General features: G+C 71.2%; 18 protein-coding genes and 1 pseudogene. 14 read left to right on the forward strand and 5 right to left on the reverse strand.

Going from position 1 to position 24323, the window contains the following annotated elements; all coding sequences use genetic code 11:
• Positions 1–6: 6 nt before the first annotated feature.
• Together ACFVYF_RS07835 and ACFVYF_RS07840 are read left to right on the forward strand one after the other, a co-directional pair.
• On the forward strand, positions 7–330 hold the full coding sequence (locus ACFVYF_RS07835) for a plasmid stabilization protein (protein ID WP_389452453.1): 324 nt from the start codon (positions 7–9) through the stop codon (positions 328–330).
• A 201-nt stretch (positions 331–531) separates the two neighbouring features.
• Entirely contained in the window at positions 532–1221 is a 690-nt protein-coding gene (locus ACFVYF_RS07840; RefSeq protein ID WP_389452456.1) for an endonuclease V, read from the forward strand.
• Positions 1222–1353: 132 nt separating this feature from the next.
• On the opposite strand, the gene ACFVYF_RS07845 is transcribed toward ACFVYF_RS07840, so the two are convergent.
• Positions 1354–2541 (reverse strand): saccharopine dehydrogenase family protein, encoded by a 1188-nt coding sequence (locus tag ACFVYF_RS07845; protein WP_389452458.1) that lies wholly within the window; start codon positions 2539–2541, stop codon positions 1354–1356.
• A gap of 90 nt (positions 2542–2631) precedes the next feature.
• Between ACFVYF_RS07845 and ACFVYF_RS07850 the strand changes: the two are divergent.
• From ACFVYF_RS07850 to ACFVYF_RS07875, 6 genes and pseudogenes are all read left to right on the forward strand, one after another.
• Positions 2632–2766: pseudogene (locus ACFVYF_RS07850) on the forward strand (MmcQ/YjbR family DNA-binding protein); the annotation flags it as partial.
• Positions 2767–2998: 232 nt separating this feature from the next.
• Positions 2999–4135: a CaiB/BaiF CoA transferase family protein gene (locus tag ACFVYF_RS07855; RefSeq protein ID WP_389452460.1), complete on the forward strand. Its 1137-nt coding sequence runs from the start codon at positions 2999–3001 to the stop codon at positions 4133–4135.
• Positions 4135–5148 carry an LLM class F420-dependent oxidoreductase gene (locus tag ACFVYF_RS07860; protein ID WP_389452463.1) on the forward strand — a complete coding sequence of 338 codons (1014 nt, stop codon included), beginning with the start codon at positions 4135–4137 and terminating at the stop codon, positions 5146–5148. Before ACFVYF_RS07855 ends, ACFVYF_RS07860 begins: the two co-directional genes overlap by 1 nt.
• A 14-nt stretch (positions 5149–5162) precedes the next feature.
• A complete protein-coding gene (locus ACFVYF_RS07865) occupies positions 5163–6329 on the forward strand; it encodes an acyl-CoA dehydrogenase family protein (RefSeq protein ID WP_389452466.1) in 1167 nt (388 codons plus the stop codon).
• Positions 6326–7540 carry an acetyl-CoA C-acetyltransferase gene (locus ACFVYF_RS07870; protein WP_389452469.1) on the forward strand — a complete coding sequence of 405 codons (1215 nt, stop codon included), beginning with the start codon at positions 6326–6328 and terminating at the stop codon, positions 7538–7540. The genes ACFVYF_RS07865 and ACFVYF_RS07870 overlap by 4 nt, the downstream gene beginning before the upstream one ends.
• Before the next feature lie 47 nt (positions 7541–7587).
• The gene (locus ACFVYF_RS07875) at positions 7588–9777 is read left to right on the forward strand and encodes a 3-hydroxyacyl-CoA dehydrogenase NAD-binding domain-containing protein (RefSeq protein WP_389452472.1); all 2190 of its coding nucleotides are present in this window, start codon (positions 7588–7590) and stop codon (positions 9775–9777) included.
• A gap of 84 nt (positions 9778–9861) precedes the next feature.
• Here ACFVYF_RS07875 and ACFVYF_RS07880 read toward each other — a convergent pair whose 3' ends face one another.
• A complete protein-coding gene (locus tag ACFVYF_RS07880; protein ID WP_389452475.1) occupies positions 9862–10560 on the reverse strand; it encodes a MerR family transcriptional regulator in 699 nt (232 codons plus the stop codon).
• 343 nt (positions 10561–10903) lie between these two features.
• Here ACFVYF_RS07880 and ACFVYF_RS07885 point away from each other — a divergent pair, with 343 nt between their 5' ends.
• Positions 10904–12370, forward strand: coding sequence for an amino acid permease (locus ACFVYF_RS07885; RefSeq protein ID WP_389452478.1), 1467 nt, complete (start codon positions 10904–10906; stop codon positions 12368–12370).
• A gap of 58 nt (positions 12371–12428) precedes the next feature.
• Positions 12429–12791, forward strand: coding sequence for a F0F1 ATP synthase subunit B (locus ACFVYF_RS07890; RefSeq protein ID WP_389452481.1), 363 nt, complete (start codon positions 12429–12431; stop codon positions 12789–12791).
• 218 nt (positions 12792–13009) lie between these two features.
• On the opposite strand, the gene ACFVYF_RS07895 is transcribed toward ACFVYF_RS07890, so the two are convergent.
• Complete coding sequence (locus ACFVYF_RS07895) at positions 13010–14500, reverse strand: M1 family metallopeptidase (RefSeq protein WP_389452484.1); 1491 nt, start codon at positions 14498–14500, stop codon at positions 13010–13012.
• Positions 14501–14682: 182 nt separating this feature from the next.
• Between ACFVYF_RS07895 and ACFVYF_RS07900 the strand changes: the two genes are divergently transcribed.
• Both ACFVYF_RS07900 and ACFVYF_RS07905 read left to right on the forward strand, forming a co-directional pair.
• Positions 14683–16644, forward strand: a complete 1962-nt coding sequence (locus ACFVYF_RS07900; RefSeq protein ID WP_389452487.1) for a Xaa-Pro dipeptidyl-peptidase — start codon at positions 14683–14685, stop codon at positions 16642–16644.
• Positions 16644–17924 carry a M14 family metallocarboxypeptidase gene (locus tag ACFVYF_RS07905; RefSeq protein ID WP_389452490.1) on the forward strand — a complete coding sequence of 427 codons (1281 nt, stop codon included), beginning with the start codon at positions 16644–16646 and terminating at the stop codon, positions 17922–17924. Before ACFVYF_RS07900 ends, ACFVYF_RS07905 begins: the two co-directional genes overlap by 1 nt.
• 170 nt (positions 17925–18094) lie before the next feature.
• Here ACFVYF_RS07905 and ACFVYF_RS07910 read toward each other — a convergent pair whose 3' ends face one another.
• Positions 18095–19039 (reverse strand): FAD-dependent oxidoreductase, encoded by a 945-nt coding sequence (locus tag ACFVYF_RS07910; RefSeq protein ID WP_389453570.1) that lies wholly within the window; start codon positions 19037–19039, stop codon positions 18095–18097.
• A gap of 72 nt (positions 19040–19111) precedes the next feature.
• Here ACFVYF_RS07910 and ACFVYF_RS07915 point away from each other — a divergent pair, with 72 nt between their 5' ends.
• Complete coding sequence (locus ACFVYF_RS07915; RefSeq protein WP_389452493.1) at positions 19112–20131, forward strand: oxidoreductase; 1020 nt, start codon at positions 19112–19114, stop codon at positions 20129–20131.
• A gap of 38 nt (positions 20132–20169) precedes the next feature.
• Positions 20170–21810 (forward strand): ABC-F family ATP-binding cassette domain-containing protein, encoded by a 1641-nt coding sequence (locus ACFVYF_RS07920; protein ID WP_389452496.1) that lies wholly within the window; start codon positions 20170–20172, stop codon positions 21808–21810.
• A gap of 65 nt (positions 21811–21875) precedes the next feature.
• Here the strand turns inward: ACFVYF_RS07920 and ACFVYF_RS07925 are convergent, their stop codons facing one another.
• On the reverse strand, positions 21876–24272 hold the full coding sequence (locus ACFVYF_RS07925) for a Tex family protein (RefSeq protein WP_389452499.1): 2397 nt from the start codon (positions 24270–24272) through the stop codon (positions 21876–21878).
• Positions 24273–24323: the final 51 nt, after the last annotated feature.

A 24323-nucleotide genomic window follows, 5' to 3' on the forward strand; every position in this document is an offset into this window, starting at 1 on the left:
GCCGTCATGCCTCGTGGCTCGAGTCCCAAGCGGGAACGCCAGTACGAGCACATCAAGGAGAGCGCGCAGGACCGCGGGGAGAGCAAGGGGCGCGCCGAGGAGATCGCCGCGCGCACCGTGAACAAGGAACGCGCCCGCTCCGGTGAGTCGAAGACCGCGAGCCGCACCTCCACCAAGGACATGTCGTCCGGCAAGCGCGGCGGTCAGCGCTCCCACCAGGGCTCCCAGGGACCGACTTACGACCAGCTCTACGAGGAGGCCAAGCGGCGCAACATCCAGGGCCGCTCGGACATGAACAAGCAGCAACTGCAGCGCGCACTGGGCAAGTAGCCGCGCGCTCGGAGACGTGGCGCCCCCGTCGGTCCGTCCGGCGCGGGCGCGGTCCCCCGTGACGGCGAGGACGACACCGCCGTCACGGGGGATTCTCCCGCCGTGGCAGGTGACCTTTCCGGCCGGCGCCCAGGGGCCGCCTCGCGCGGGGGGATCTCGCCGACCGTCCCCAAGGGCCTGCCCCGTACGCTCGTCACCACCATGACGACCGTAGGCATCCCGGCGGGCTGGCCCGCCACCGAAGAGCAAGCGCGCGCCGTGCAGGACGAGTTGCGGGGGCGGGTGGTGCGCGAGGAGCCGGGACCGCCGCCCGGGAGCGGCCGGGTGACCGGCGTCGACGTCGCCTACGACGACGACCGGGACGTGGTGGTGGCCGCGGCCGTGGTGCTGGACGCGGCGACCCTCGACGTGGTCGCCGAGGCCACCGCCGTCGGCCAGGTCTCCTTCCCGTACGTTCCCGGGCTCCTCGCCTTCCGTGAGATCCCGACGGTCCTCGCCGCGCTCGACGCCCTGCCCTGCGCGCCCGGCCTCGTCGTCTGCGACGGCTACGGCCTGGCCCACCCCCGCCGGTTCGGCCTCGCCAGCCACCTCGGCGTGCTCACCGGGCTCCCCACGATCGGCGTCGCCAAGAACCCGTTCACCTTCTCGTACGACGACCCGGGCGCCCGGCGCGGCAGCGCGTCCCCGCTGCTCGCGGGCGACGAGGAGGTCGGCCGTGCGCTGCGTACCCGGGACGGCACCAAGCCGGTGTTCGTCTCCGTCGGCCACCGGGTGAGCCTCGACACCGCCTGCGCGCACACCCTCGCGCTCACTCCGGAATACCGGCTCCCCGAATCGACACGGCGAGCGGACTCCCTGTGCCGGCGGGCCCTGAAGGAGACGGCTTCCTGAGGGATGCCGCCCTCGTCCGGGAAACCCTGGCGGGGCGGCGAGTGACGGGCGGCCCCGGCCGGGCGGCGTCAGCGCGTGGCCGGGGGCCGGGGGCCGGGCGCCGCGTGGCGAGCGGCTCCGGCCGTGGCGGTGTCAGCGCGTGGCCGCGACCCGGAACACGATGCCCGCCGCGCGGAGACGTTCCGTCAGCGCGTCACCCATCGCCACCACCGTCGTGACCTGCCCGGACGTCTCCGGCAGCGCGTCGAAGGCGAGCGAGAGCGCCGACTCGGCGAGTATCTTCGCGGTCTCGCCGTAGCCCGGGTCGCCGCCCGAGACCTCCGTGAACACGCGACGCCCGCCGCCCTCGCCGACGAACCGCACCGAGAACCAGCTCTTCGCGCGCCGCTCCTCGCTCGGGCCCTCTCCCGGCTTGATCCGGTCGGACAGCCAGCGCCGCGCGGGCGGCAGCTGGGCCGCCGCGAAGACCGCGCCGATCGCGGCGACCGAGCCCACGGCGACCGGCAGATGCTCGACCGCCGCGTAGTGCCGGTAGCGGAAGTCGGGCCCGTACCGCTCCAGGGCCCGCGCGGAACGCTGCACGACCTGCGGGTCGATCGTGGGCAGCGGCAGGGCCCACGCCCCGACCTCCTTGGCGAACCGCGGCGCGCTCGGCGGCGCGGAGGCCCGCCGGCCCACCTGGCGCGGCTCGTGCCGCCTGCGGTCACGGGCGGCGGCCAGGATGTGCCGGCCCCGGGCGAACTGGTTGAGCGCGGAGGCGAACGTACCCCCGGAGAACATCGCCTGTGCCCGGACGTATCCGTCGACCGTCAGCGGTACCCCCTCGGGCAGCTGACGCACGGTGAAGTACGCGCCCAGGTCGTGCGGGACCGAGTCGAAACCGCAGGCGTGCACGAGCCGGGCGCCGGTCTCCCGCGCGCGTGCGTCGTGCCGGACGTACGTCAGGTCCACGAACTCGGGCTCACCGGTGAGGTCCACATAGTCCGTACCGGCGTCCGCGCAGGCGGCCACCAGCTCCTGGCCGTAGGTGACGTACGGGCCGACCGTGGTAGCCACCACGCGCGCGTTCCCGGCGAGTTCGCGCAGTGACGCCGGGTCGGACACATCGGCGTGCAGCACACCGATCTCCGAAGCCGCCGGCGCGCCGGCCAGCCGCTCCCGCAAAAGCTCCAGCTTCTTCGTGCTGCGCCCCGCGATCGCCCAGCGCAGTCCCTCGGGCGCATGCGCGGCGAGATACTCCGCGGTGAGCGTCCCGACGAAGCCGGTGGCTCCGAAGAGGACGATGTCGTACGCGCGATCCGCCTTGCCCTGCCTGGTCATGACACCTCTCAGCCGTCCGTCCCGCGCCGTTGTCGGTGGCTGAGGCTAGCGTGAGGTACGAACAGCCGGACGAGGAGGTCGGAGGTGGCCGTGGCCGTGCCGGAGAACGCCCTGAAAAAGCGGGAGAAGGTGCGCGAGTTCGCCCTCGGTCTGCCGGGCGCCGTCGAGAGGTTCCCCCGGGGCGAGTCCGTCGCGAAGGCCGGCAAGAAGGTGTTCGTCCTCCTCACCTCGGCATCGATAGCTGGACGCCGGCTGACGGGACCGCAGCCGGGCACCCGCTGACGAGGCTGGTCGCGGCGCCGGCCCACCGGTCGGCCGATCCCGTTTTCGCCCGGTCCGGCGTGATCCGTCAGCCGGAATTTAACTAAGCGCTTGCTCGTGCAGGGCTTGCCCGGAGTGGAACACGTTCTTAACATCGCTGATGTCACATCAGTAGTGTCACAGTGCTGGGGGCTCGATGGCAGTGCCAGGAACGGCAGAACACGGCCCGCTGGCCGGAGTGCGCGTGGTCGAGCTGGCGGGCATCGGTCCCGGACCGTTCGCCGCCATGCTCCTCGCCGACCTCGGCGCGGACGTCGTCCGCGTGGACCGGCCCGGCGGCGCCGGCCTCGCGATCGACCCGCGGTTCGACATCACCAACCGCAACAAACGCTCGGTCGTCATCGACCTGAAGGCACCCGACGGGGCGTCCCGGGTCCTCGACCTGGTCGAGCGTGCGGACATCCTCGTCGAGGGTTACCGCCCCGGCGTCGCCGAGCGCCTCGGCGTGGGGCCCGAGAGCTGCCACGCCCGCAACCCCGGGCTCGTCTACGGCCGGATGACCGGCTGGGGGCAGGACGGCCCGCTCGCCCCCCGCGCCGGGCACGACATCGCGTACATCGCGCTGACCGGCACCCTCGGCATGATCGGCAAGCCGGACGAGCCGCCCACGGTCCCCGCGAACCTCGTCGGGGACTACGCGGGCGGCTCGCTCTACCTCGTCGTCGGCGTCCTCGCCGCCCTCCACCACGCGCGCGCCACGGGCGCCGGCCAGGTGGTGGACGCGGCCATCGTCGACGGCACCTCGCACCTGACCGCGATGATCCACGGCATGGTGGCCGCCGGCGGCTGGCAGGACCGGCGAGGCGCCAACCTGCTGGACGGCGGCTGCCCGTTCTACGGGACGTACGAGACCGCCGACGGGCAGTACATGGCCGTGGGCGCCCTGGAGCAGCAGTTCTACGACGAGTTCGTGGACCTGCTCGGCATCGCGGACCAGGCGCCGGACCGCAAGGACGTGACCCGCTGGGGCGAGCTGCGCGAGAGCGTCGCCGCCCGCTTCAGGACCCGTACACGCGAGGAGTGGACCGCCGTCTTCGACGGCTCCGACGCGTGCGTGGCGCCCGTCCTGTCGCTGCGCGAGGCCCCCACCCATCCGCATCTCGCCGCCCGCGGCACCTTCACCGATCACGGCGGCATCACCCAGCCTGCCCCCGCTCCCCGCTTCTCCCGCACGCCCACCTCCGTCCGCGGCGGCCCCGCCCAGCCGGGCGCCGACACCGCGGACGTGGCCCGTGACTGGGACGTACCCCCTCTCATGAAGGACGCCGACTGATGGAGCTCTCCCTCCCGCTCGACTACGCGGGCGACCCCCGGCAGGCCGCCGACGACGTCGCCGCCCTGGAGTCCGCGGGCCTGGACGCCGTCTGGGTCGCCGAGGCCTACGGCTTCGACTCGCCCACGATCATGGGCTATCTCGCCGCCCGCACCGAGCGCATGAAGATCGGCGCCGCGATCCTCAACGTCTACTCGCGCACCCCCGCCCTCATCGCGCAGACCGCCGCCGGGCTGGATGCCGTCTCCGGGGGCCGTGCCCTCATCGGACTCGGCGCGTCGGGCCCCCAGGTCGTCGAGGGCTGGCACGGAAAGGCGTACGACAAGCCGCTCGGCCGCACCCGCGAGGCGATCGAGCTGACCCGCCGGATCCTGCGCCGCGAGACCATCGACCACCACGGCATCACCGACATGCCCCGCCCTGGTGGCCTGGGGAAACCCCTGAAGATCCTCGCCAAACCGGTGCGCGCCGAAGTACCCCTGTACGTAGCCTCGTTGGGGCCCGCCAACGTCCGTATGACCGCGGAGGTCGCCGACGGCTGGCTGCCCACGCTCTACATCCCGGAGAAGGCCCGCGAGGTGTGGGGGACCCCGCTCGCCGAGGGCGCCGCCCGCCGGGACCCGGCCCTCGGACCCCTGCAGACCGTGGCGGGCGGGCTGCTCGCCATCGGCGAGGACGCGTCGGCCCTGCGCGACCTCGCGCGCCCCAGAATCGCCCTCTACGTAGGAGGCATGGGAGCGCCGGGCAAGAACTTCTACAACGACCTCGCGGTGGCGTACGGCTACGAGAAGGAGGCCCGCCTCATCCAGGAGCTGTACCTCTCCGGGAAGAAGCGGGAGGCCGAGGCCGCCGTACCGGACGAGTTCTGCGAGCTCATGTCGCTCTGCGGGCCCGAGAGTTACGTCCGTGAGCGCGTGGAGGCGTTCCGGGAGGCGGGCGTCACGATGCTGAACGTGACGCCTGTCGGCCCGGAGCCGGCCAAGTTGATCGAGACCGTCAAGAGCTGGCTCTAGGGGGCTGGGGAGCAATGAAGCGGCAGATCTTCAGCGCCGAGCACGACGCGTTCCGTGAGACCGTCCGCAGCTTCCTCGCCAAGGAGGTGCTGCCCCACTACGAGCAGTGGGAGCAGGACGGCATCGTCTCCCGGGACGCCTGGCGGGCGGCCGGGAAACAAGGGCTGCTCGGGCTCGCCGTGCCGGAGGAGTACGGGGGCGGCGGCAACGCCGACTTCCGCTACAGCGCCGTCCTCGCCGAGGAGTTCACGCGCGCGGGAGTCTCCGGGCTCGCCGTCGGACTGCACAACGACATCATCGGGCCCTATCTGACGGGCCTCGCCACCGAGGAGCAGAAGCGGCGCTGGCTGCCCGGCTTCTGCGACGGCACGCTGATCACGGCGATCGCGATGACCGAGCCCGGCGCGGGATCCGACCTGCAGGGCATCAGGACGCACGCCGAGGACCGGGGCGACCACTGGCTGCTCAACGGCTCCAAGACCTTCATCTCGAACGGCATCCTCGCCGACCTCGTGATCGTCGTCGCGAGGACGGCACCCGAGGGCGGCGCGAAGGGCCTGTCCCTGCTGGTCGTCGAGCGGGGCACGGAGGGCTTCGAGCGCGGCCGCAACCTCGACAAGATCGGCCAGAAGGCGCAGGACACCGCGGAGTTGTTCTTCCACGACGTCCGCGTGCCCAAGGAGAACCTCCTCGGCGAGCTCGACGGCGCCTTCCTGCACCTGATGACGAACCTGGCGCAGGAGCGCATGGGGATCGCCGTCGCCGGGATCGCCGCGGCCGAGTACCTGCTGGAGATCACCACCCAGTACGTGAAGGAGCGCGAGGCCTTCGGACGGCCCCTTTCCAAGCTCCAGCACATCCGCTTCGAGATAGCGGAGATGGCGACCGAGTGCGCCGTCACCCGCACGTTCCTCGACCGCTGCATCGTCGACCACGCGAACGGCGAGCTCGACGCCGTACACGCCTCGATGGCCAAGTGGTGGGCCACCGAGCTGCAGAAGCGTGTCGCGGACCGCTGTCTCCAACTGCACGGGGGCTACGGCTACATGACCGAGTACCGGGTCGCCAAGGCCTTCACCGACGGACGCATCCAGACCATCTACGGCGGGACGACCGAGATCATGAAGGAGATCATCGGCCGTTCCCTGCTCGGCCAACCCTCCCGAAAGGCTTCCCAGTGAGCACCGAAGCGTACGTGTACGACGCGATCCGCACCCCGCGCGGCCGTGGCAAGGCGAACGGCGCCCTGCACGGCACCAAGCCCATCGACCTGGTCGTCGGTCTCATTCACGAGATCCAGCGCCGCTTCCCGGGACTCGACCCGGCCGCGATCGACGACATCGTGCTCGGAGTCGTCGGCCCTGTCGGCGACCAGGGCTCCGACATCGCCCGGATCGCCGCGATCGCCGCCGGGCTGCCCGACACGGTCGCCGGTGTCCAGGAGAACCGCTTCTGTGCGTCCGGCCTCGAAGCCGTCAACCTCGCCGCGATGAAGGTCCGTTCCGGCTGGGAGGACCTGGTGCTCGCGGGCGGTGTCGAGTCGATGTCCCGGGTGCCGATGGCCTCGGACGGCGGCGCCTGGTTCGCCGACCCGATGACCAATCTGGCCACCAACTTCGCGCCGCAGGGCATCGGCGCCGACCTCATCGCCACCATCGAGGGCTTCACCCGCCGCGATGTCGACGAGTACGCGGCCCTCTCGCAGGAGCGCGCCGCCGCGGCCTGGAAGGACGGCCGTTTCGACCGGTCCGTCGTCCCGGTGAAGGACCGCAGCGGCCTGGTCGTCCTCGACCACGACGAGCACCTGCGCCCGGGCACCACCGCCGACTCGCTCGGCAAGCTCAAGCCGTCGTTCGCCGACATCGGCGACCTGGGCGGCTTCGACGCCGTGGCGCTGCAGAAGTACCACTGGATCGAGGCGATCGACCACGTCCACCACGCGGGCAACTCGTCCGGCATCGTGGACGGCGCGTCGCTCGTCGCCGTCGGCTCGAAGGAGGTCGGCGAGCGCTACGGCCTCACCCCGCGCGCGCGGATCGTCTCCGCGGCCGTCTCCGGCTCCGAGCCCACCATCATGCTGACCGGCCCGGCCCCCGCGACCCGCAAGGCGCTCGCCAAGGCCGGCCTGACCATCGACGACATCGACCTCGTCGAGATCAACGAAGCCTTCGCCGCGGTCGTCCTGCGCTTCGCACGGGACATGGGCCTGTCCCTGGACAAGGTCAACGTCAACGGCGGCGCCATCGCACTGGGCCACCCGCTTGGTGCCACCGGCGCGATGATCCTGGGCACCCTTGTCGACGAACTGGAGCGCCAGGACAAGCAGTACGGCCTCGCCACGCTCTGCGTCGGCGGCGGCATGGGCATCGCGACCGTCGTCGAGCGCCTGTAACTCCCCAGCGGACCACCAGACTTCAACGGAGACCGGAGACCCTCCCCATGACCGAGAGCACCACCATCCGCTGGGAACAGGACGAGACCGGCGTCGTCACGCTCGTCCTCGACGACCCCAACCAGTCCGCCAACACCATGAACCAGGCCTTCCGGGACTCGATCGCGGCGGTCGCCGAGCGCGCCGAGGCCGAGAAGGACTCCATCCGCGGCTTCATCTACACCTCCGCCAAGAAGACCTTCTTCGCCGGCGGCGACCTCAAGGACATGATCCAGGTCGGCCCGGAGAATGCCCAGCAGGTCTTCGACACCAGTACGGCCATGAAGTCCTCGCTGCGCCGCATCGAGACCCTCGGCAAGCCGGTCGTCGCCGCCATCAACGGCGCGGCCCTGGGCGGCGGTTACGAGATCGCCCTCGCCTCCCACCACCGCGTCGCCCTGGACGCGCCCGGCTCCAAGATCGGCCTGCCCGAGGTCACGCTCGGCCTGCTGCCCGCCGGCGGCGGCCTGACCCGTACGGTGCGCCTCATGGGGATCGCGGACGCGCTGCTCAAGGTGCTGCTCCAGGGCACCCAGTACTCCCCGCAGCGCGCCCTGGACAACGGCCTCGTCCACGAACTCGCCGCCACCCCCGAGGAGATGCTCGCCAAGGCGCGCGCCTTCATCGACGCCAACCCCGAGTCGCAGCAGCCGTGGGACAAGCCCGGCTACCGGATCCCGGGCGGCACCCCGTCGAACCCGAAGTTCGCCGCCAACCTGCCCGCCTTCCCGGCCAACCTGAAGAAGCAGCTGAACGGCGCCCCCTACCCCGCGCCGCGCAACATCCTCGCGGCGGCCGTCGAGGGCTCGCAGGTCGACTTCGAGACCGCGCTGGTCATCGAGGCGCGCTACTTCACCGAGCTGGTCACGGGACAGATCGCCAAGAACATGATCCAGGCGTTCTTCTTCGACCTCCAGGCGGTCAACTCCGGCGCCAACCGGCCCCAGGGCATCGAGCCGCGCCCGGTCCGGAAGGTCGCCGTCCTCGGCGCCGGGATGATGGGCGCCGGGATCGCCTACTCATGTGCCCGCGCGGGCATCGACGTCGTCCTCAAGGACGTCACCGCCGAGGCCGCGGCCAAGGGAAGGAACTACTCCGAGAAGCTGTGCGCCAAGGCCGTCTCCCGGGGCCGTACGACCCAGGAGAAGGCGGACGCGCTCCTCGCCCGCATCACCCCGACCGCGGACCCCCAGGACGTGGCCGGCTGCGACGCCGTGATCGAGGCCGTCTTCGAGGACACGTCCCTCAAGCACAAGGTGTTCCAGGAGATCCAGGGGATCGTCGAGCCGGACGCGCTGCTGTGCTCCAACACCTCGACCCTGCCCATCACCGCGCTCGCCGAAGGCGTGGAGCGGCAGGCCGACTTCATCGGACTGCACTTCTTCTCGCCCGTCGACAAGATGCCGCTCGTCGAGATCATCAAGGGGGAGCACACCGGGGACGGGGCGCTGGCCCGCGCCTTCGACCTGGTCCGCCAGATCAACAAGACCCCGATCGTCGTCAACGACTCGCGCGGGTTCTTCACCTCGCGCGTCATCGGGCAGTTCATCAACGAGGGTGTCGCGATGGTCGGCGAGGGCATCGAGCCCGCGTCGGTCGAGCAGGCGGCCGCGCAGGCGGGCTACCCGGCCAAGGTCCTCTCCCTGATGGACGAGCTGACGCTCACCCTGCCTCGCAAGATCCGCAAGGAGTCCCAGCGGGCCGTCGAGGAGGCGGGCGGCACCTGGGAGACGCACCCGGCCGAGGCCGTCATCGACCGCATGGTCGACGAGTTCGGGCGCACCGGGCGCAGCGGCGGCGCGGGCTTCTACGAGTACGGGGAGGACGGCAAGCGCGGCAAGCTGTGGCCGGGGCTGCGCGAGCACTTCACCAAGCCGGGCCACGAGATCCCGTTCGAGGACATGCGGGAACGCATGCTCTTCTCCGAGTCGCTGGACACCGTCCGACTGCTGGAGGAGGGCGTCCTGACGTCCGTGGCCGACGCCAACATCGGGTCCGTCTTCGGCATCGGCTTCCCGGGCTGGACGGGCGGCGTGCTGCAGTACATCAACGGGTACGAGGGCACGGCAGGTGCCGGCCCGGCCGGGTTCGTGGCACGCGCGCGTGAACTCGCCGAGCGCTACGGGGACCGGTTCCTGCCGCCCGCGCTGCTCGTCGAGAAGGCGGAGAAGGGCGAGAAGTTCAGCGACGCGCGCTGAAGTCGCCCTGAGGGGTGTGTGGTTGTCGCCTCTCGGTGTGCGGGGACCGGACGGACCGGTTCCCGCGCACCTGAGCCGGGACTCTCAGGACTCCTTGAGCCACTTCCGCAGTTCCTCCTTCAGGGAGCGCTGGAAAGTGGTGAGCAGCGCCTGCACCACCAGCGGCTGCATGTGCGCGGAGAGGGACTTGACCTCCGCGACGGAGTCCCGCTCGCCCACCGCGTCGCGCAGCAGCGTGGACAACTCGTGGGCCGCCGCCCGCGAATGCTCCAGCAGCACGCTGCGCGCCGCGAGGATCGCCTCGTGCGCGATCGGTGCGTCGAGGAGCTGCACGCCGAGCCGCAGCAGCCCCGGGTCCACCCGGAAGGCATCGGTGTCGCGGGTGACGACGTCCATCGCGACGAGCCGGTCCACTTCCTCCTCGGTGAGGGGCCGGCCCGCCCTGCGCTCCAGCTCGCCGCGCGTCACCTCCGCCGTCGCCTCGGGCGCCCAGGAAGCCACCACGGCACGGTGCATGGCGAGGTCCTGCGCGCTCAGGTCCGACGGCAGCTGCTGCAGATGCCGCTCGATCGCGGACAGCGTCATGCCCTGGTGCTGGAGCTCCTCGATGAGTGCGAGCCGGGCCAGATGGGTCTCGCTGTAGTGCCCCACGCGCCGGGGGCCGATCACCGGCGGCGGAAGCAGGCCCCTGGTGCTGTAGAAGCGGACCGTACGGACCGTGACGCCCGCTCGCGCGGCCAGTTCGTCGACCGTGAGCGCCGGCTCCTCGGTATCCGTCGTCATGGCAGCCCCTCGCCTCTTCGGTGTGCGGTGATCCCGGTGGAACAGTATTGCTGTCTCACCAGTGTTGTGAAAGCCATTCACCACAGGTATACGCGCTCGCGGCGGCCCCTGCCGCCCCAGGGCCGGGCGATCCGGCCGCACCCTCAGCACGTCGTCGCGGTGCTGTACACCCCTTGATCATCATGTGAGATGCGCCGCTATGTGACATGTGCCATCGCATGCGGGGCGATCTCTGGGGGAAGGTGACGCCTTGGTCTGTGCTGCGACGCAACGGGTGCGGACCGAGGCACATCCGGACACCCGCGTACCGCGTACGCGGGGGCACCAGAGAGTGGATCCACCCGTGAGCAAGGACGCCGTAGACACGGCCATGGCCGCATCCCGTACCGAAGCGGCCCAGCGGCCCGCGGATGCGGGCGACGCCGGTTACAGCAAGGACCTCAAGCCCCGCCACGTCAACATGATCGCGATCGGCGGAGCGATAGGCACCGGACTCTTCCTGGGAGCGGGCGGCCGCCTCCACACCGCGGGCCCCGCCCTCGCCCTCGCCTACCTCGTCTGCGGCGTCTTCGCCTTCTTCGTCGTGCGCGCCCTCGGCGAGCTGGTCCTCTACCGGCCCTCCTCCGGGTCCTTCGTGTCGTACGCGCGCGAGTTCCTCGGCGAGAAGGGTGCGTACGTCGCCGGCTGGATGTACTTCCTCAACTGGTCCACGACCGGTATCGCGGACATCACCGCGATCGCGCTCTACACGCACTACTGGAGCCTGTTCACCGACATCCCGCAGTGGACGCTGGCACTGATCGCCCTGGCGGTCGTGCTGGCCGTGAACCTGATCTCGGTGAAGATCTTCGGCGAGATGGAGTTCTGGTTCGCGATCATCAAGGTCGCCACGCTCGTCGGCTTCATGTTCATCGGCATCTTCCTGCTGGCCACCCAGCACGAGGTGGGCGGGACCACGCCCGGCGTCAGCGTCATCGCGGACCACGGCGGCCTGCTCCCGCACGGGATGATGCCGGTCGTCCTGGTGATGCAGGGCGTGATCTTCGCGTACGCCGCCCTGGAGCTGGTCGGCGTCGCCGCGGGCGAGACCGCCGAGCCGGAGAAGGTCGTCCCGCGCGCGGTGAACTCGATCATGTGGCGCGTGGGCCTCTTCTACGTCGGCTCGGTCGTCCTGCTCGCCCTGCTGCTGCCCGGATCCGTCTACTCGGGCGACGAGAGCCCCTTCGTCACCGTCCTGTCGAAGATCGGTGTCCCGGCGGCCGGTGACGTGATGAACCTGGTGGTCCTCACGGCCGCCATGTCGTCGCTGAACTCCGGCCTGTACTCCACCGGCCGCATCCTGCGTTCCATGGCCATGGCGGGCTCGGCCCCCAAGTTCACCGCCAGGATGAACCGCAGCCAGGTCCCGTACGGCGGCATCCTGCTGACCTGCGCGGTGTGCGTGCTGGGCGTCGGCCTGAACTACCTCATGCCGAGCCAGGCGTTCGAGATCGTCCTGAACGTGGCGTCCCTGGGCATCATCAGCACCTGGGTGATCATCATGATCTGTCACCTGGTCTTCGTCCGCCGCGCCAGGGAGGGGCTGGTCACCCGCCCGTCCTTCCGGCTCCCCGGCAGCCCGTTCACCGAGATCGTCACGATCGTCTTCCTGATCGCCGTGCTCGGCCTGATGTGGAACGACCCCGAGGTCGGCCGCAAGACCCTCGCCCTCATCCCGCTCATCGCCCTCCTGCTGGTCGGCGGCTGGTTCGCGGTCCGCCGCCGGGTCTCCCGCGACGAGGACCAGGAACTGGGCAAGCTCACCCGCTAGCCGGTCCCCGCCGACTGTCAGTGGCGGCATCTATGGTGGCGTCATTCCTCTGCCGCGGATGAACAGGGTCCTGGAGGCGCGGGACGACGCGATCCGGGGTGCGGCCGAGCGCGCCGCTACCGCGCGCGCCCGCGCCGAGAGTGAGCGCGACAGGACGGAAGCCCTCCTGGCCGAGGCACGTCGTGACGCCGCCCGGACGCGCCAGCAGGCCCGTGAGCAGGGTGCCGTGCTGATCGCCGAGGCCCGCGCGGACGGACAACGGGAGCGCGATGCGCTCCTGATCGCAGGGCAGGAGCGCATCGCGGCCGAACGGCAGGCCGCCGAGGCCGAACTCCGGATGTCCGTCTCGGAGTTGGCCTCGGAGCTGGCCCACCGCATCGTCGGCGAACCGGTGGCCGCTCGCGCCGAGCGGAGCAACTGACGCCGCACGAGTGGCGGACGGGCGGCGCAACCGGCGCAGGGACCGGGGCCGGATGCCCGCCCCGATCAGGGCGGGGCGGGTGTGAGCGGCCGATCCCGGAACGGATCAGTGCACCGTGTACCGGTCAATGCACCGTGTACGCACCAGTACACCGAGAACGGATCAGTGCACGTGTACCGGTCAATGCACCGCGTACCGACCAGCGCACCGAGAACCGCTCAGTGCACCGCGTTGGTCGCCGCGATCTTCTTCCAGGACTTCGGCTGGACCGGCGCCTTCGCCGTCCGGGACGAGGTGAGCGACGCGCCCCGCGCCGTCGGTGCGCTCGGCTTCGACGGCTGGTACAGCCACGTGTCGAAGAGCTCGGCGAGCGGCTTGCCGGACACCTTCTCCGCGAACTTCTGGAAGTCGGCCACCGACGCGTTCCCGTACGGGTGCTCCTTCGGCCAGCCCTTCAGGATGGCGAAGAACGCGTCGTCCCCGACCTCGTTGCGCAGCGCCTGCACGGCCAGCGCGCCCCGGTCGTACACGGCGATGTCGAACTGGTTGTCCGCACCCGGGTCACCGGGCTCGACCGTCCAGAACGCGTCGTCCGCGGGGTGCGACGCGTACACGTAGTCCGCGAGCTCCTGCGTCGTGCCCTCGCCCTCGTGCTCCGACCACAGCCACTGCGCGTACCGCGCGAAGCCCTCGTTGATCCAGATGTCCTTCCAGCCGGAGAGCGACACGCTGTCGCCGTACCACTGGTGGGCCAGTTCGTGGACGACGACCGAGGTGTTCGACCCGTTCGCGAACTGCTTGGGGCTGTAGAACACGCGCGTCTGGGTCTCCAGCGCGTACCCGGTCGTGGTGTTCGGGACGTATCCGCCGACCGCACTGAAGGGGTACGGGCCCAGGTAGCCGGTCAGCCAGTCGACGATCTCGCCGGTCCGCTCCACGCTTGCCCGCGCGGCCCCGTCGTTGTCGCCGAGGTCCTTGCTGTAGGCGTTGATGACCGGGACGCCGTCGGACGTCTTGCCCGTCGTGATGTCGAACTTGCCGACCGCGAGTGTGGTCAGATACGTGGCCTGCGGCTTGTTGGAGCGCCAGTTGTAGACGGTCCGGCCCAGCTTCGAACTCGTCGACTGGAGCGTGCCGTTGGAGATCGCCTGCGTACCGTCCGGGACGGACACCGACACGTCGTAGGTCGCCTTGTCGAGCGGGTGGTCGTTGCTCGGGAACCACCACCACGCCGACTCGGGCTCGTCCGCGGCGACGGCCCCGTCCGGGGTGCGGTGCCAGGTGGAGAAGCCGTAGGCGGTCTTCGTGGACGGCACTCCGCTGTAGCGGACCACGACCGTGACCGCAGTGCCCTTGGGCAGCGGCGTCGCCGGCGTGATCTCCAGTTCGTGCTGGCCCGAAGTCTTGAACGACGCCTTCGCGCCGTTGACCCGCACCTCGCTCACATCGAGCAGGAAGTCGAGATTGAACCGCGAGAGGTCCTGCTTGGCGGTGGCCAGCAGGGTCGCCGTGCCCTCCAGCTCGTCCGTCTTCGGCTCGTAGCGCAGCCGCAGGTCGTAGTGGGAGACGTCGTATCCGCCGTTCCCGTAGGCCGGGTAGTAGGGGTCGCCGATGCCCGGCGCCCCGGGGGAGTAACTGGCCGCCGATGCCGGGATCGCCAGCAGCAGGGAGGCCACGAGTGCGCCCGGGGCGATGAATCTGCGGTGCACGTCAAGCTCCAAGTGGTAGGGGCACGAAGTCTGTTCGGAGCCTATTCAGTCCCGGCTGTCCCGGTCATGTCCATGGCCCCGCCTGTCACACGATCGCCATTCGGCCGACATGACCGATTGCGTCCCATGCACCTTGCAAGAACCCCCTTTTGCGCGGGAGTTGACCGGGGTAGCTTCCGCGCATGCCGATACGTGTGCGCCGTGTGCGCCTCATCACCTGGAGATCGCTCGCGACCGCGGCCACCGCCGCCCTGCTGGCCGCCTTCGTGTCCCCCGTTGCCGCCCACAGCGCGCCCCGGGAGAGCACACCGGTCTACTCCTACGAGAACGCCATCCGTGAATCCGTCTGGGTCGACACCGGACTGGACGGCGACAGCGACGGAAAGAGCGACCGCGTCGCCGTCGACATCGTCCGCCCCCGCGAACCCGCCCAGCAGGGCCGTAAGGTCCCCGTGATCATGGACGCGAGCCCGTACTACTCCTGCTGCGGACGCGGCAACGAGAGCCAGAAGAAGACGTACGACGCGAACGGCGACGTCGTCCAGATGCCGCTCTTCTACGACAACTACTTCGTGCCGCGCGGCTACGCCTTCGTCGGCGTCGACCTGGCCGGAACCAACCGCTCCGACGGCTGCGTGGACGTCGGCGGCCGCTCCGACGTCCAGTCCGCGAAGGCCGTGATCGACTGGCTCAACGGCCGGGCCAAGGGCTACACCTCCCGCACCGGCACCGCCAAGGCCAAGGCCGGCTGGACCAACGGCAAGACCGGCATGATCGGCAAGAGTTACGACGGCACGGTCGCCAACGGCGTCGCCGCCACCGGAGTCGAGGGCCTGAAGACAATCGTCCCGATCAGCGCCATCTCCTCCTGGTACGACTACTACTTCGCCAAGGGTGCCCCGCTCTACGACTCCGGCCCCGACTGGCTGTCCGACTACGTGGAGAGCCCGGCCGCCCGCACCCGGTGCGCGGCCGTGCAGCAGAAGCTCGTCGACCAGGCACCCCGCACCGGTGACTGGACCTCGCTGTGGACCGAACGCGACTATGTGCGCCACGCCGACCGTGTCGAGGCCAGCGTCTTCGTCGTGCACGGACTGCAGGACCTCAACGTCCGCACCAAGAACTTCGGCCAGTGGTGGAGCGCCCTCGCCGAGAACGGCGTCGAGCGCAAGATCTGGCTCTCCCAGACCGGTCACGTCGACCCCTTCGACTTCCGCCGCGCCGCCTGGGCCGACACCCTGCACCGCTGGTTCGACCACGAACTCCTCGGCTACGACAACGGCATCGACGACGAGCCGGTGGCCGACATCGAGCGCAGCCCCGACACCTGGGTCACCTCCGCCACCTGGCCGCCGGGCGGCACCGCGAGCGTGAGCCTGCGTCCGGGCACCGGTACCCAGGCCGGCGTCGGCACCCTCGGTCTCCGCAAGCAGCCCGGGACCGAGACCTTCACGGACGACCCGCAGCTCAGCGAGACCGACTGGGCCGCGCACATCGACCAGCCGACCCCCGACAAGGCCGGCTTCGTCACCAAGCAGCTCACCCGCGACCTCCGGCTCGCCGGCTCCTCCAAGGTGACGGTCACGGCGACCCCGACCACGTCCACGGCGCATCTCTCCGCGGTCCTGGTCGATCTGGGCCCGGACACGATCCGCGACTACGCCGCCGCCGGCGAGGGCATCACGACGCTCACCAACCGCACCTGCTGGGGGCCGAGCACCGCAGGGGACAGCTCCTGCTTCAAGGAGACACAGGCGAAGACGGCGGACGTCGACTACACCGTCCTCAGCCGTGGCTGGGCGGACCTCGGCAACCATGCCTCGGACACGAAGGGCGTCCCCCTCACCCCGGGCAAGGCGTACACGATCACGCTCGACCTGGCGGCCACCGACCACGTCGTCCCGAAGGGCCACCGGCTCGCGCTCATCGTCGCGGGCACCGACAAGGACCTGATCGACCCGCCGTCCACCACTCCGACGCTCACCCTCGACCTGTCCCGCACCTCGGCCCGGGTCCCGCTGGTCGGCGGCGCCGGCGCCTTCACCAGGGCGACGGCCGGCTCCTCCACCGCGTCGCACCCGTCCGTCCTCGACGGCGTACGCGACCCGCAGGCCGCCCACCGCGTCCCGGGAGACGGCCGCTGATGCCCCTGAACACCCGCGCGCTGGCCGTGGCGGTCACCGCCACGGCCCTGGCCGCGCCTCTGCTGACCGTGCCCGCCCACGCCACCGCCACCCCGCCGCGCACCGGATTCGAGCGGACCGACGGGGCCCGCTGGACGACCCAGCCCGAGGAACAGGACTTCCTCGCAGCCGTCGACAGGGCGAGCAGCCGGATGTCCGTCGACCGCATCGGCACCACCCGGCAGGGCCGCCCGCTCCAGCTCGTCCGGGTCGGCGCCCGCCGCGCGGCCACCACCGTGCTCCTGGTGTGCTCCCAGCACGGCGACGAGCCGTCCGGCCGCGAGGCCTGTCTCACCACGATCCGCGACCTGGCGTACGCCAAGGACAAGCCGGCCCAGCGGTTCCTGAAGAACACCACCCTGCTCGTGGTGCCCACCGCCAATCCCGACGGCCGCGCCGCCGACACCCGCGAGAACAGCGACGGCGTCGACATCAACCGCGACCACCTCGCCCTCAGGACGGCCGAGACGCGCGCCATGGCCGCGGTCCTGCGCGACCGCGCACCCGACATCGTCTACGACCTGCACGAGTACGGCGCCACGCCCAAGTACTACGACAAGGACCTCTTCGACCTCTGGCCGCGCAACCTCAACACGGACCCGGCCGTGCACGACGCGGCGCACACCCTGTCGCAGGAGTACGTACGGCCCGCCGCCCAGCAGGCCGGCTACTCGACGGGCACGTACGGCATCTGGACCGACCCCGTGACCGGCGACCCGGTCAAGCAGACCGCGGGCGACGGACAGGAGCGGATCCTGCGGAACATGTCGGGCGTCAAGCACTCCGCCGGACTGCTCATCGAAAGCCGCGTCGACCCGCTCACCGACGCCGAGCAGGCGGATCCGGCGCTGAACCACCGGCGCCGTGTCCACTCCCAACTGGCCGCGCTGGGCGGCCTGTTCACCTTCACCGGTGAACGTGGTCGGCGCCTCGCGGCCGCCACCGACGCGGCCAGGGTCGCGGGCTACCGGGACAGCGGGCCGGTGTACGTGGGCGGCGCCGACAACGACCCCGCCGAGCCCGCCGAGGTGATGCAGAACCCGCCCTGCGGGTACCGGCTCACCGCTGAGCAGTTCGCCGACGTGGGCGACGAACTCGCTCTGCACGGCGTCCATGTGCGGCGCGGTGCCGACGGCGTCCTCGTGCCCCTGCGGCAGTCCCTGCGTGCGCTCGTCCCGCTCCTGCTCGACGAGCGTGCGCCGTACCACCTCACGGCCGGGGAGCCCGACACCGGCTGCTGAGCCCGGTGATGCGGCGGCACCTGTGATAGGCCGTATGGGCACAATGGGGCAAAGCACCCATACGGCTTCCGGGGACGCGCACGCTCGGCCGGGACCGGGCTCGTGCTCGTGCTCCCGGCAGGGGGACTCCGCGGACCGGGCCGCCGCTCCGCAGCGGATCACGCGACGGCTCAGCGGGAGGCGAGTGCCGCCGCCTCCCGCGCGCAGCCCCAGGCCACCGTGACGCCCCCGCCACCGTGACCGTAGTTGTGCACCAACAGCCGTCCGTCGGCGAGCGGTTCACGCTCGATGCGTACCGCGTCGCGGACCGGCCGCAGCCCCACCCGGTGCTCGAGCACGCGCGCCCCGGCGATCTCGGGGCGCAGCGCCGCACACCGCGCGACGATCTCCGCGGCCACCGCCGGGTCGGGCGACAGCGACCACGCGTCCTCATCAGCCGTGCCGCCCAGGACCAGCCGGTCGGGGTGCGGGAAGAAGTACGTGGTCGTCCCCGCCGTCGCGTCGGTCGAGACGAGATAGGTCCGGATGCCGGGGTTCTCGACGATCACGAGCTGTCCGCGCACCGGCCGCACCGCGGGATCCGGTACGAGCTCGCGGGCGCCCAGCCCCGTGCAGTTGACGACGACCGGCGCCCCGGCCTCCGCGAGGTCCGCGACCGTACGCGTCTCGATCGCCCCGCCCGCCTTCAGGAACCGCTCCCGCAGCCACCGCAGGTGCACCGGCATGTCGATCAGCGGCAGCCGCGCCCACAGCCCCGTACCGGCGTACTCCTCGGCCGTCGACGCCCGCAGCCCCGGCACCCGGGAGGTCCACCCGTCCTGCTCGTCCAGTCGCGACTCGCCCTGTACGCCCTCGACCAGGCGTACGCCCGTCTCCTCGGGCCGGCCCGCCAACTCCTCGTACACGTCGAGTGATTGCAGCGCCCAGGCGCGGGCCTTCGCCTTCGGCTCGATGCGGTAGGGCCACCACAGCGCACCCGCGACCGCCGAGGTGGTGAGCTCGGCGGGCTCCCGGGTCCACACCCTCACCCGCCGGCCGCTCTCGGCCAGGACGACGGCCGTCGTCAGCCCTATAACGCCGCTGCCGATCACGATCACGTCACCGCTCGGGTCCATGTCCACGCGGGGACGTTAGCGGAATATGTCATGCCGTGCTCACATCAGGCTCACTCTGGGAATACTCACAGCATGTCTGCCGAGTACGCGACCTTCGGCCTGGCACCGGCGATGCGTGCCGGTGGAGTCCTCGCCAACGGTGACTACCAAGTGCACCGGGACTTCGTCGACTTCGTCGTCGACGGACGCCCCCTGCTGTTCCAGCTCTCCGACCTCGACGCCGTCTCCCCGCTCGCCTCCGACGTACCGCCCGCGATCTTCACCGAGCACGTGCGCAGCCTCCTGCTGGAGGCCGGGGCGCCGCTGACCGACGGCCGCTACGTCATCTACGGCTGCCCCGAGTGCGAGGGCATCGGCTGTGGCGCCGTCACCGCGGTCATCGAGCGGGCCGGCGACGACTTCGTCTGGCGCGACTTCGCCTGGCAGACCGACGAGCGGGCCGACCTGGAGCTCAACGGCTACCACGGAATCGGCCCGTTCCGCTTCCACGGCGGCGAGTACCGCAGCGCCCTGAACTCCCTGCTCGACGGCGACTCCGGTGCCGGGCGCCGGGTCCTGCTCATCGGCGCCCGTGTCGCCGTCCTCGCCAAGCTCGCCGCCGCCCTGCGCACCATCGGCATCGGCGCCGACATCACGCAGGACGCCGCCGACGTCCCGGCCGACGAACTGCGCGGCTACGGCGCGGTGGCCTTCGGCCGCGCCGTCGGCGAGCAGCAACGTGCCGCCGTACGCCGGTCCTTCGACCGCGCCGAGGTCGACGTCGCGTACGTCGACGGCCTGGCCCCCGTCATCCCGCTCCTCGTCGCCCAGATCGAGCACGCGCTGGACCGCCGCCCCCTCGAACTGCGCCGCCTCACCCGGCTGACCGCCGCCGACGGCGAGGCCGCGGTCGAGGTCACCTCCACCTGCCGCGTCCGGCTGACCGCCTACCGCCTCGACCGGCTGTACCGCACCCACGCCCACGAGGTCTTCGACGGCATCCTGGAGACGGGCAGCCATCGCATCGCCCTCGACGCGAAGGCCGTCAAGGGGGAGTCCTTCGTGGTGGCACGGACCTCGGGGAGCGTGCTGGTGACCGCGATGGCGCGCTGAGCAGGCCCGCACCGGCGCTCGGTAGGATCGGGCCCCTGATGACTGCCACTCTCGTCGCCAAGAATCTCGCCGCAGGCCACGGCGACCGCTCGCTCTTCTCCGGGCTCGACCTCGTCGTCGCGCCCGGGGACGTGATCGGGCTGGTCGGTGCCAATGGCGCGGGCAAGTCCACACTGCTGCGGCTGCTCGCCGGGCTGCTCGCCCCGGAGGAGGGGGAGCTGCGGCTCTCCCCGCCGAGCGCGACCGTCGGACATCTGCCGCAGGAGCCGGAGCGGCGGCCCGGCGAGACCGTACGGGAGTTCCTCGCCCGCCGCACCGGCATCGCCGAGGCCCAGCGCGTGATGGACGAGGCGACCCAGGGCCTGGTGGACGGGACGCCGGGAGCGGACGACGCGTACTCCACCTCCCTGGAGCGCTGGCTCGACCTCGGCGGCGCCGACCTCGACGAGCGGGCCGAGGAGGTCGCCGACTCCCTCGGCCTCGGTGTCGGCCTCGACCAGCTGATGACCTCCCTGTCCGGCGGCCAGGCCGCCCGCGCGGGACTCGCCTCGCTCCTGCTGTCCCGCTACGACGTGTTCCTGCTCGACGAGCCCACGAACGACCTCGATCTGGACGGCCTGAAACGGCTCGAACGCTTCGTGAGCGGCCTGCGCGCGGGCACCGTCGTCGTCAGCCACGACCGCGAGTTCCTCACCCGCACGGTGACCAAGGTCCTCGAACTCGACCACGCACAGCAGCAGATCACCCTGTACGGCGGTGGCTACGAGGCGTACCTGGAAGAGCGCGAGACCGCCCGCCGGCACGCCCGCGACGACTACGACGAGTACGCCGACAAGAGGGCCGCCCTGGAGGGCCGGGCCCAGATGCAGCGCTCCTGGATGGACAAGGGCGTCAAGAACGCCCGGCGCAAGGCGAACACCGACAACGACAAGATCGGCCGCAAGTTCCGCAGCGAGGCCAGCGAGAAGCAGGCCGCGAAGGCCCGGCAGACACAGCGCATGATCGAGCGCCTCGACACCGTCGACGAGCCGCGCAAGGAGTGGGAGCTGCGGATGGAGATCGCGGCCGCGCCCCGGTCGGGAGCGGTCGTCGCCACGCTGCGGGACGCCGAGGTACGGCGCGGCGACTTCACCTTCGGCCCCGCGACACTGCAGATCGACTGGGCGGACCGGGTCGCCGTCACCGGCGCGAACGGTGCCGGCAAGTCGACGCTCCTCGGCGCCCTGCTGGGCCGGGTGCCGCTGGACGCGGGGCACGCCGTCGTCGGCTCCGGTGTGGTCGTCGGCGAGGTCGACCAGGCGCGCAAGCTGTTCCACGGGCCCGAGTCCCTGCTCGACGCGTTCGGCGCGGCCGTACCCGACACGGAGCCCGCCGAAGTCCGTACGCTGCTGGCCAAGTTCGGCCTCAAGGCCGAGCACGTGCTGCGCCCGGCGGCGACCCTCTCACCGGGGGAGCGCACCCGCTCCGCCCTCGCCCTCCTCCAGGGCCGGGGCGTGAACCTCCTCGTCCTCGACGAGCCGACGAACCACCTCGACCTGCCGGCCATCGAGCAGCTGGAATCCGCCCTGGACTCCTACGAGGGCACGCTGCTCCTGGTCACCCACGACCGCCGGATGCTGGACGCGGTCCGCACCACCCGCCGCCTGGAGGTCGCGGACGGCAAGGTGACGGAGCGGTAGCTGCCGGCCTGCCCCGCCGGTGCCGGGTCCCTTTGACCGGGAACCCGGCACCGAACGCCGGAACGTCAGCCCCGGCCCCGCTTGGGATCCGTCAGCCCCGCCCGCCGCAACGCGTCCGCCATCGCACTGTTGGCCGGCGGCGGCGCCTGCCGCGACCCCCCGCCGGAGCGGACCTGCCCCTGACGCGGCTGGCTCTGACGCGACTGCTGCTGCCGCTGCTGAGGCGGCCGGTTCCCACGCTGGGGCCGCCCGCCCCCCTCGGGCTCCGGGGCCGCCGCCTCGTCGTCGAGCCGCAGCGTCAGCGAGATCCGCTTCCGCGGAATGTCGACCTCCAGCACCTTCACCTTGACGATGTCCCCGGACTTCACGACGTCCCGGGGGTCCTTGACGAAGGTCTTGGACATCGCCGACACATGCACCAGACCGTCCTGGTGGACACCCACATCCACGAACGCCCCGAACGCGGCCACGTTCGTGACGACGCCCTCCAGCACCATCCCGGACACGAGGTCGGAGAGCTTCTCGACACCGTCCTTGAAGGTCGCCGTCTTGAAGGCGGGCCGCGGGTCGCGCCCCGGCTTCTCCAGCTCCTTCAGGATGTCCGTCACGGTCGGCAGGCCGAACGTCTCGTCCACGAAATCCGCCGGCTTCAGCGAGCGCAGCACATCGGTGTTGCCGACGAGGGACGCGACCTCGCTGCCCGCCGTCTTCACCATGCGCCGTACGACGGGGTACGCCTCGGGGTGCACGCTGGAGGCGTCCAGCGGGTCCTCGCCACCACGGATCCGCAGGAAGCCCGCGCACTGCTCGTACGCCTTCGGACCGAGCCGGGCCACGTCCTTGAGCGCCTTGCGGGACCGGAAGGGGCCGTGCGCGTCACGGTGCGCGACGATGTTCTCGGCGAGGCCGGAGGTGATGCCGGAGACGCGGGAGAGCAGCGGCGCGGAGGCCGTGTTGACGTCCACGCCCACGCCGTTCACACAGTCCTCGACCACCGCGTCGAGGGAGCGGGACAGCTTCACCTCGGACAGGTCGTGCTGGTACTGCCCGACGCCGATCGACTTGGGGTCGATCTTCACCAGCTCGGCCAGCGGGTCCTGGAGCCGGCGGGCGATGGACACCGCGCCGCGCAGCGACACGTCCATGTCGGGCAGCTCCTGCGAGGCGAACGCGGACGCCGAGTACACCGACGCGCCCGCCTCGGAGACCATCACCTTGGTGAGCTTCAACTCCGGGTGCTTCGTGATGAGTTCACCGGCGAGCTTGTCCGTCTCGCGGGACGCCGTGCCGTTGCCGATGGCGATCAGGTCGACCGCGTGCTCCTTGGAGAGGCGGGCCAGCCTGGCGATGGCCTCGTCCCACCGGTTGGCCGGGACGTGCGGATGGATGACGTCCGTGGCGACGACCTTGCCGGTCGCGTCCACCACGGCCACCTTGACGCCCGTACGGAAGCCGGGGTCGAGCCCGAGCGTCGCGCGCGTGCCGGCCGGTGCGGCGAGCAGCAGGTCGCGCAGATTCGTCGCGAACACGTTGACCGCGTCGTCCTCGGCGGCCGTCCGCAGCCGCAGCCGCACATCGATGCCGAGGTGCACCAGGATGCGGGTCCGCCAGGCCCAACGGACCGTGTCCGTCAGCCACTTGTCGCCGGGACGGCCGCGGTCGGCGACCCCGAAGCGCTGGGCGATCATTCCCTCGTACGAGGACGGACCGGGCTGCTCGGACGGCTCCTCCGGCTCCAGGACGAGGTCGAGCACGTCCTCCTTCTCGCCGCGCAGCATCGCGAGGACCCGGTGCGAGGGCAGCTGGGTGAAGGGCTCGGCGAAGTCGAAGTAGTCGGCGAACTTGGCGCCCGCCTCCTCCTTGCCCTCCTTGACCTTGGCGGCCAGCCGCCCGCGCTTCCACATCCGCTCGCGCAGCTCGCCGATCAGGTCGGCGTCCTCCGAGAACCGCTCGGTGAGGATGGCCCGGGCGCCGTCCAGCGCGGCCTGCGCGTCGGCGATCCCCTTGCCCTCGTCGACGAACGCGGCGGCCGCGGCGAGCGGATCGGCCGACGGGTCGCCGAGGAGACCCTCCGCCAGCGGTTCCAGGCCCGCCTCACGGGCGATCTGCGCCTTCGTGCGCCGCTTCGGCTTGAAGGGCAGATAGATGTCCTCCAGGCGCGCCTTGGTCTCGGCGCCGCGGATCCGCGCCGCCAGCTCCTCGGTGAGCTTGCCCTGCTCGGTGACCGATTCGAGGATCGCCGTGCGGCGCTCCTCCAGCTCCCGCAGATAACGCAGCCGCTCCTCGAGCGTGCGCAGCTGCGCATCGTCGAGCATCTCGGTCGCTTCCTTGCGGTAGCGGGCGATGAAGGGCACCGTCGATCCGCCGTCGAGCAAGTCGACGGCGGCCTTGACCTGCCGCTCCCGTACGCCGAGCTCCTCGGCGATCCTGCCTTCGATGGACCCTACGAGGGGTGTCGTCACGATCCCGTACCGCCTTCTCCACTGAGGTTGCGCGGCAATTGTGGCAGGTGG

The sequence above is a fragment of the Streptomyces sp. NPDC058274 genome, assembly GCF_042881375.1.
Classification (GTDB): Bacteria; Actinomycetota; Actinomycetes; order Streptomycetales; family Streptomycetaceae; genus Streptomyces.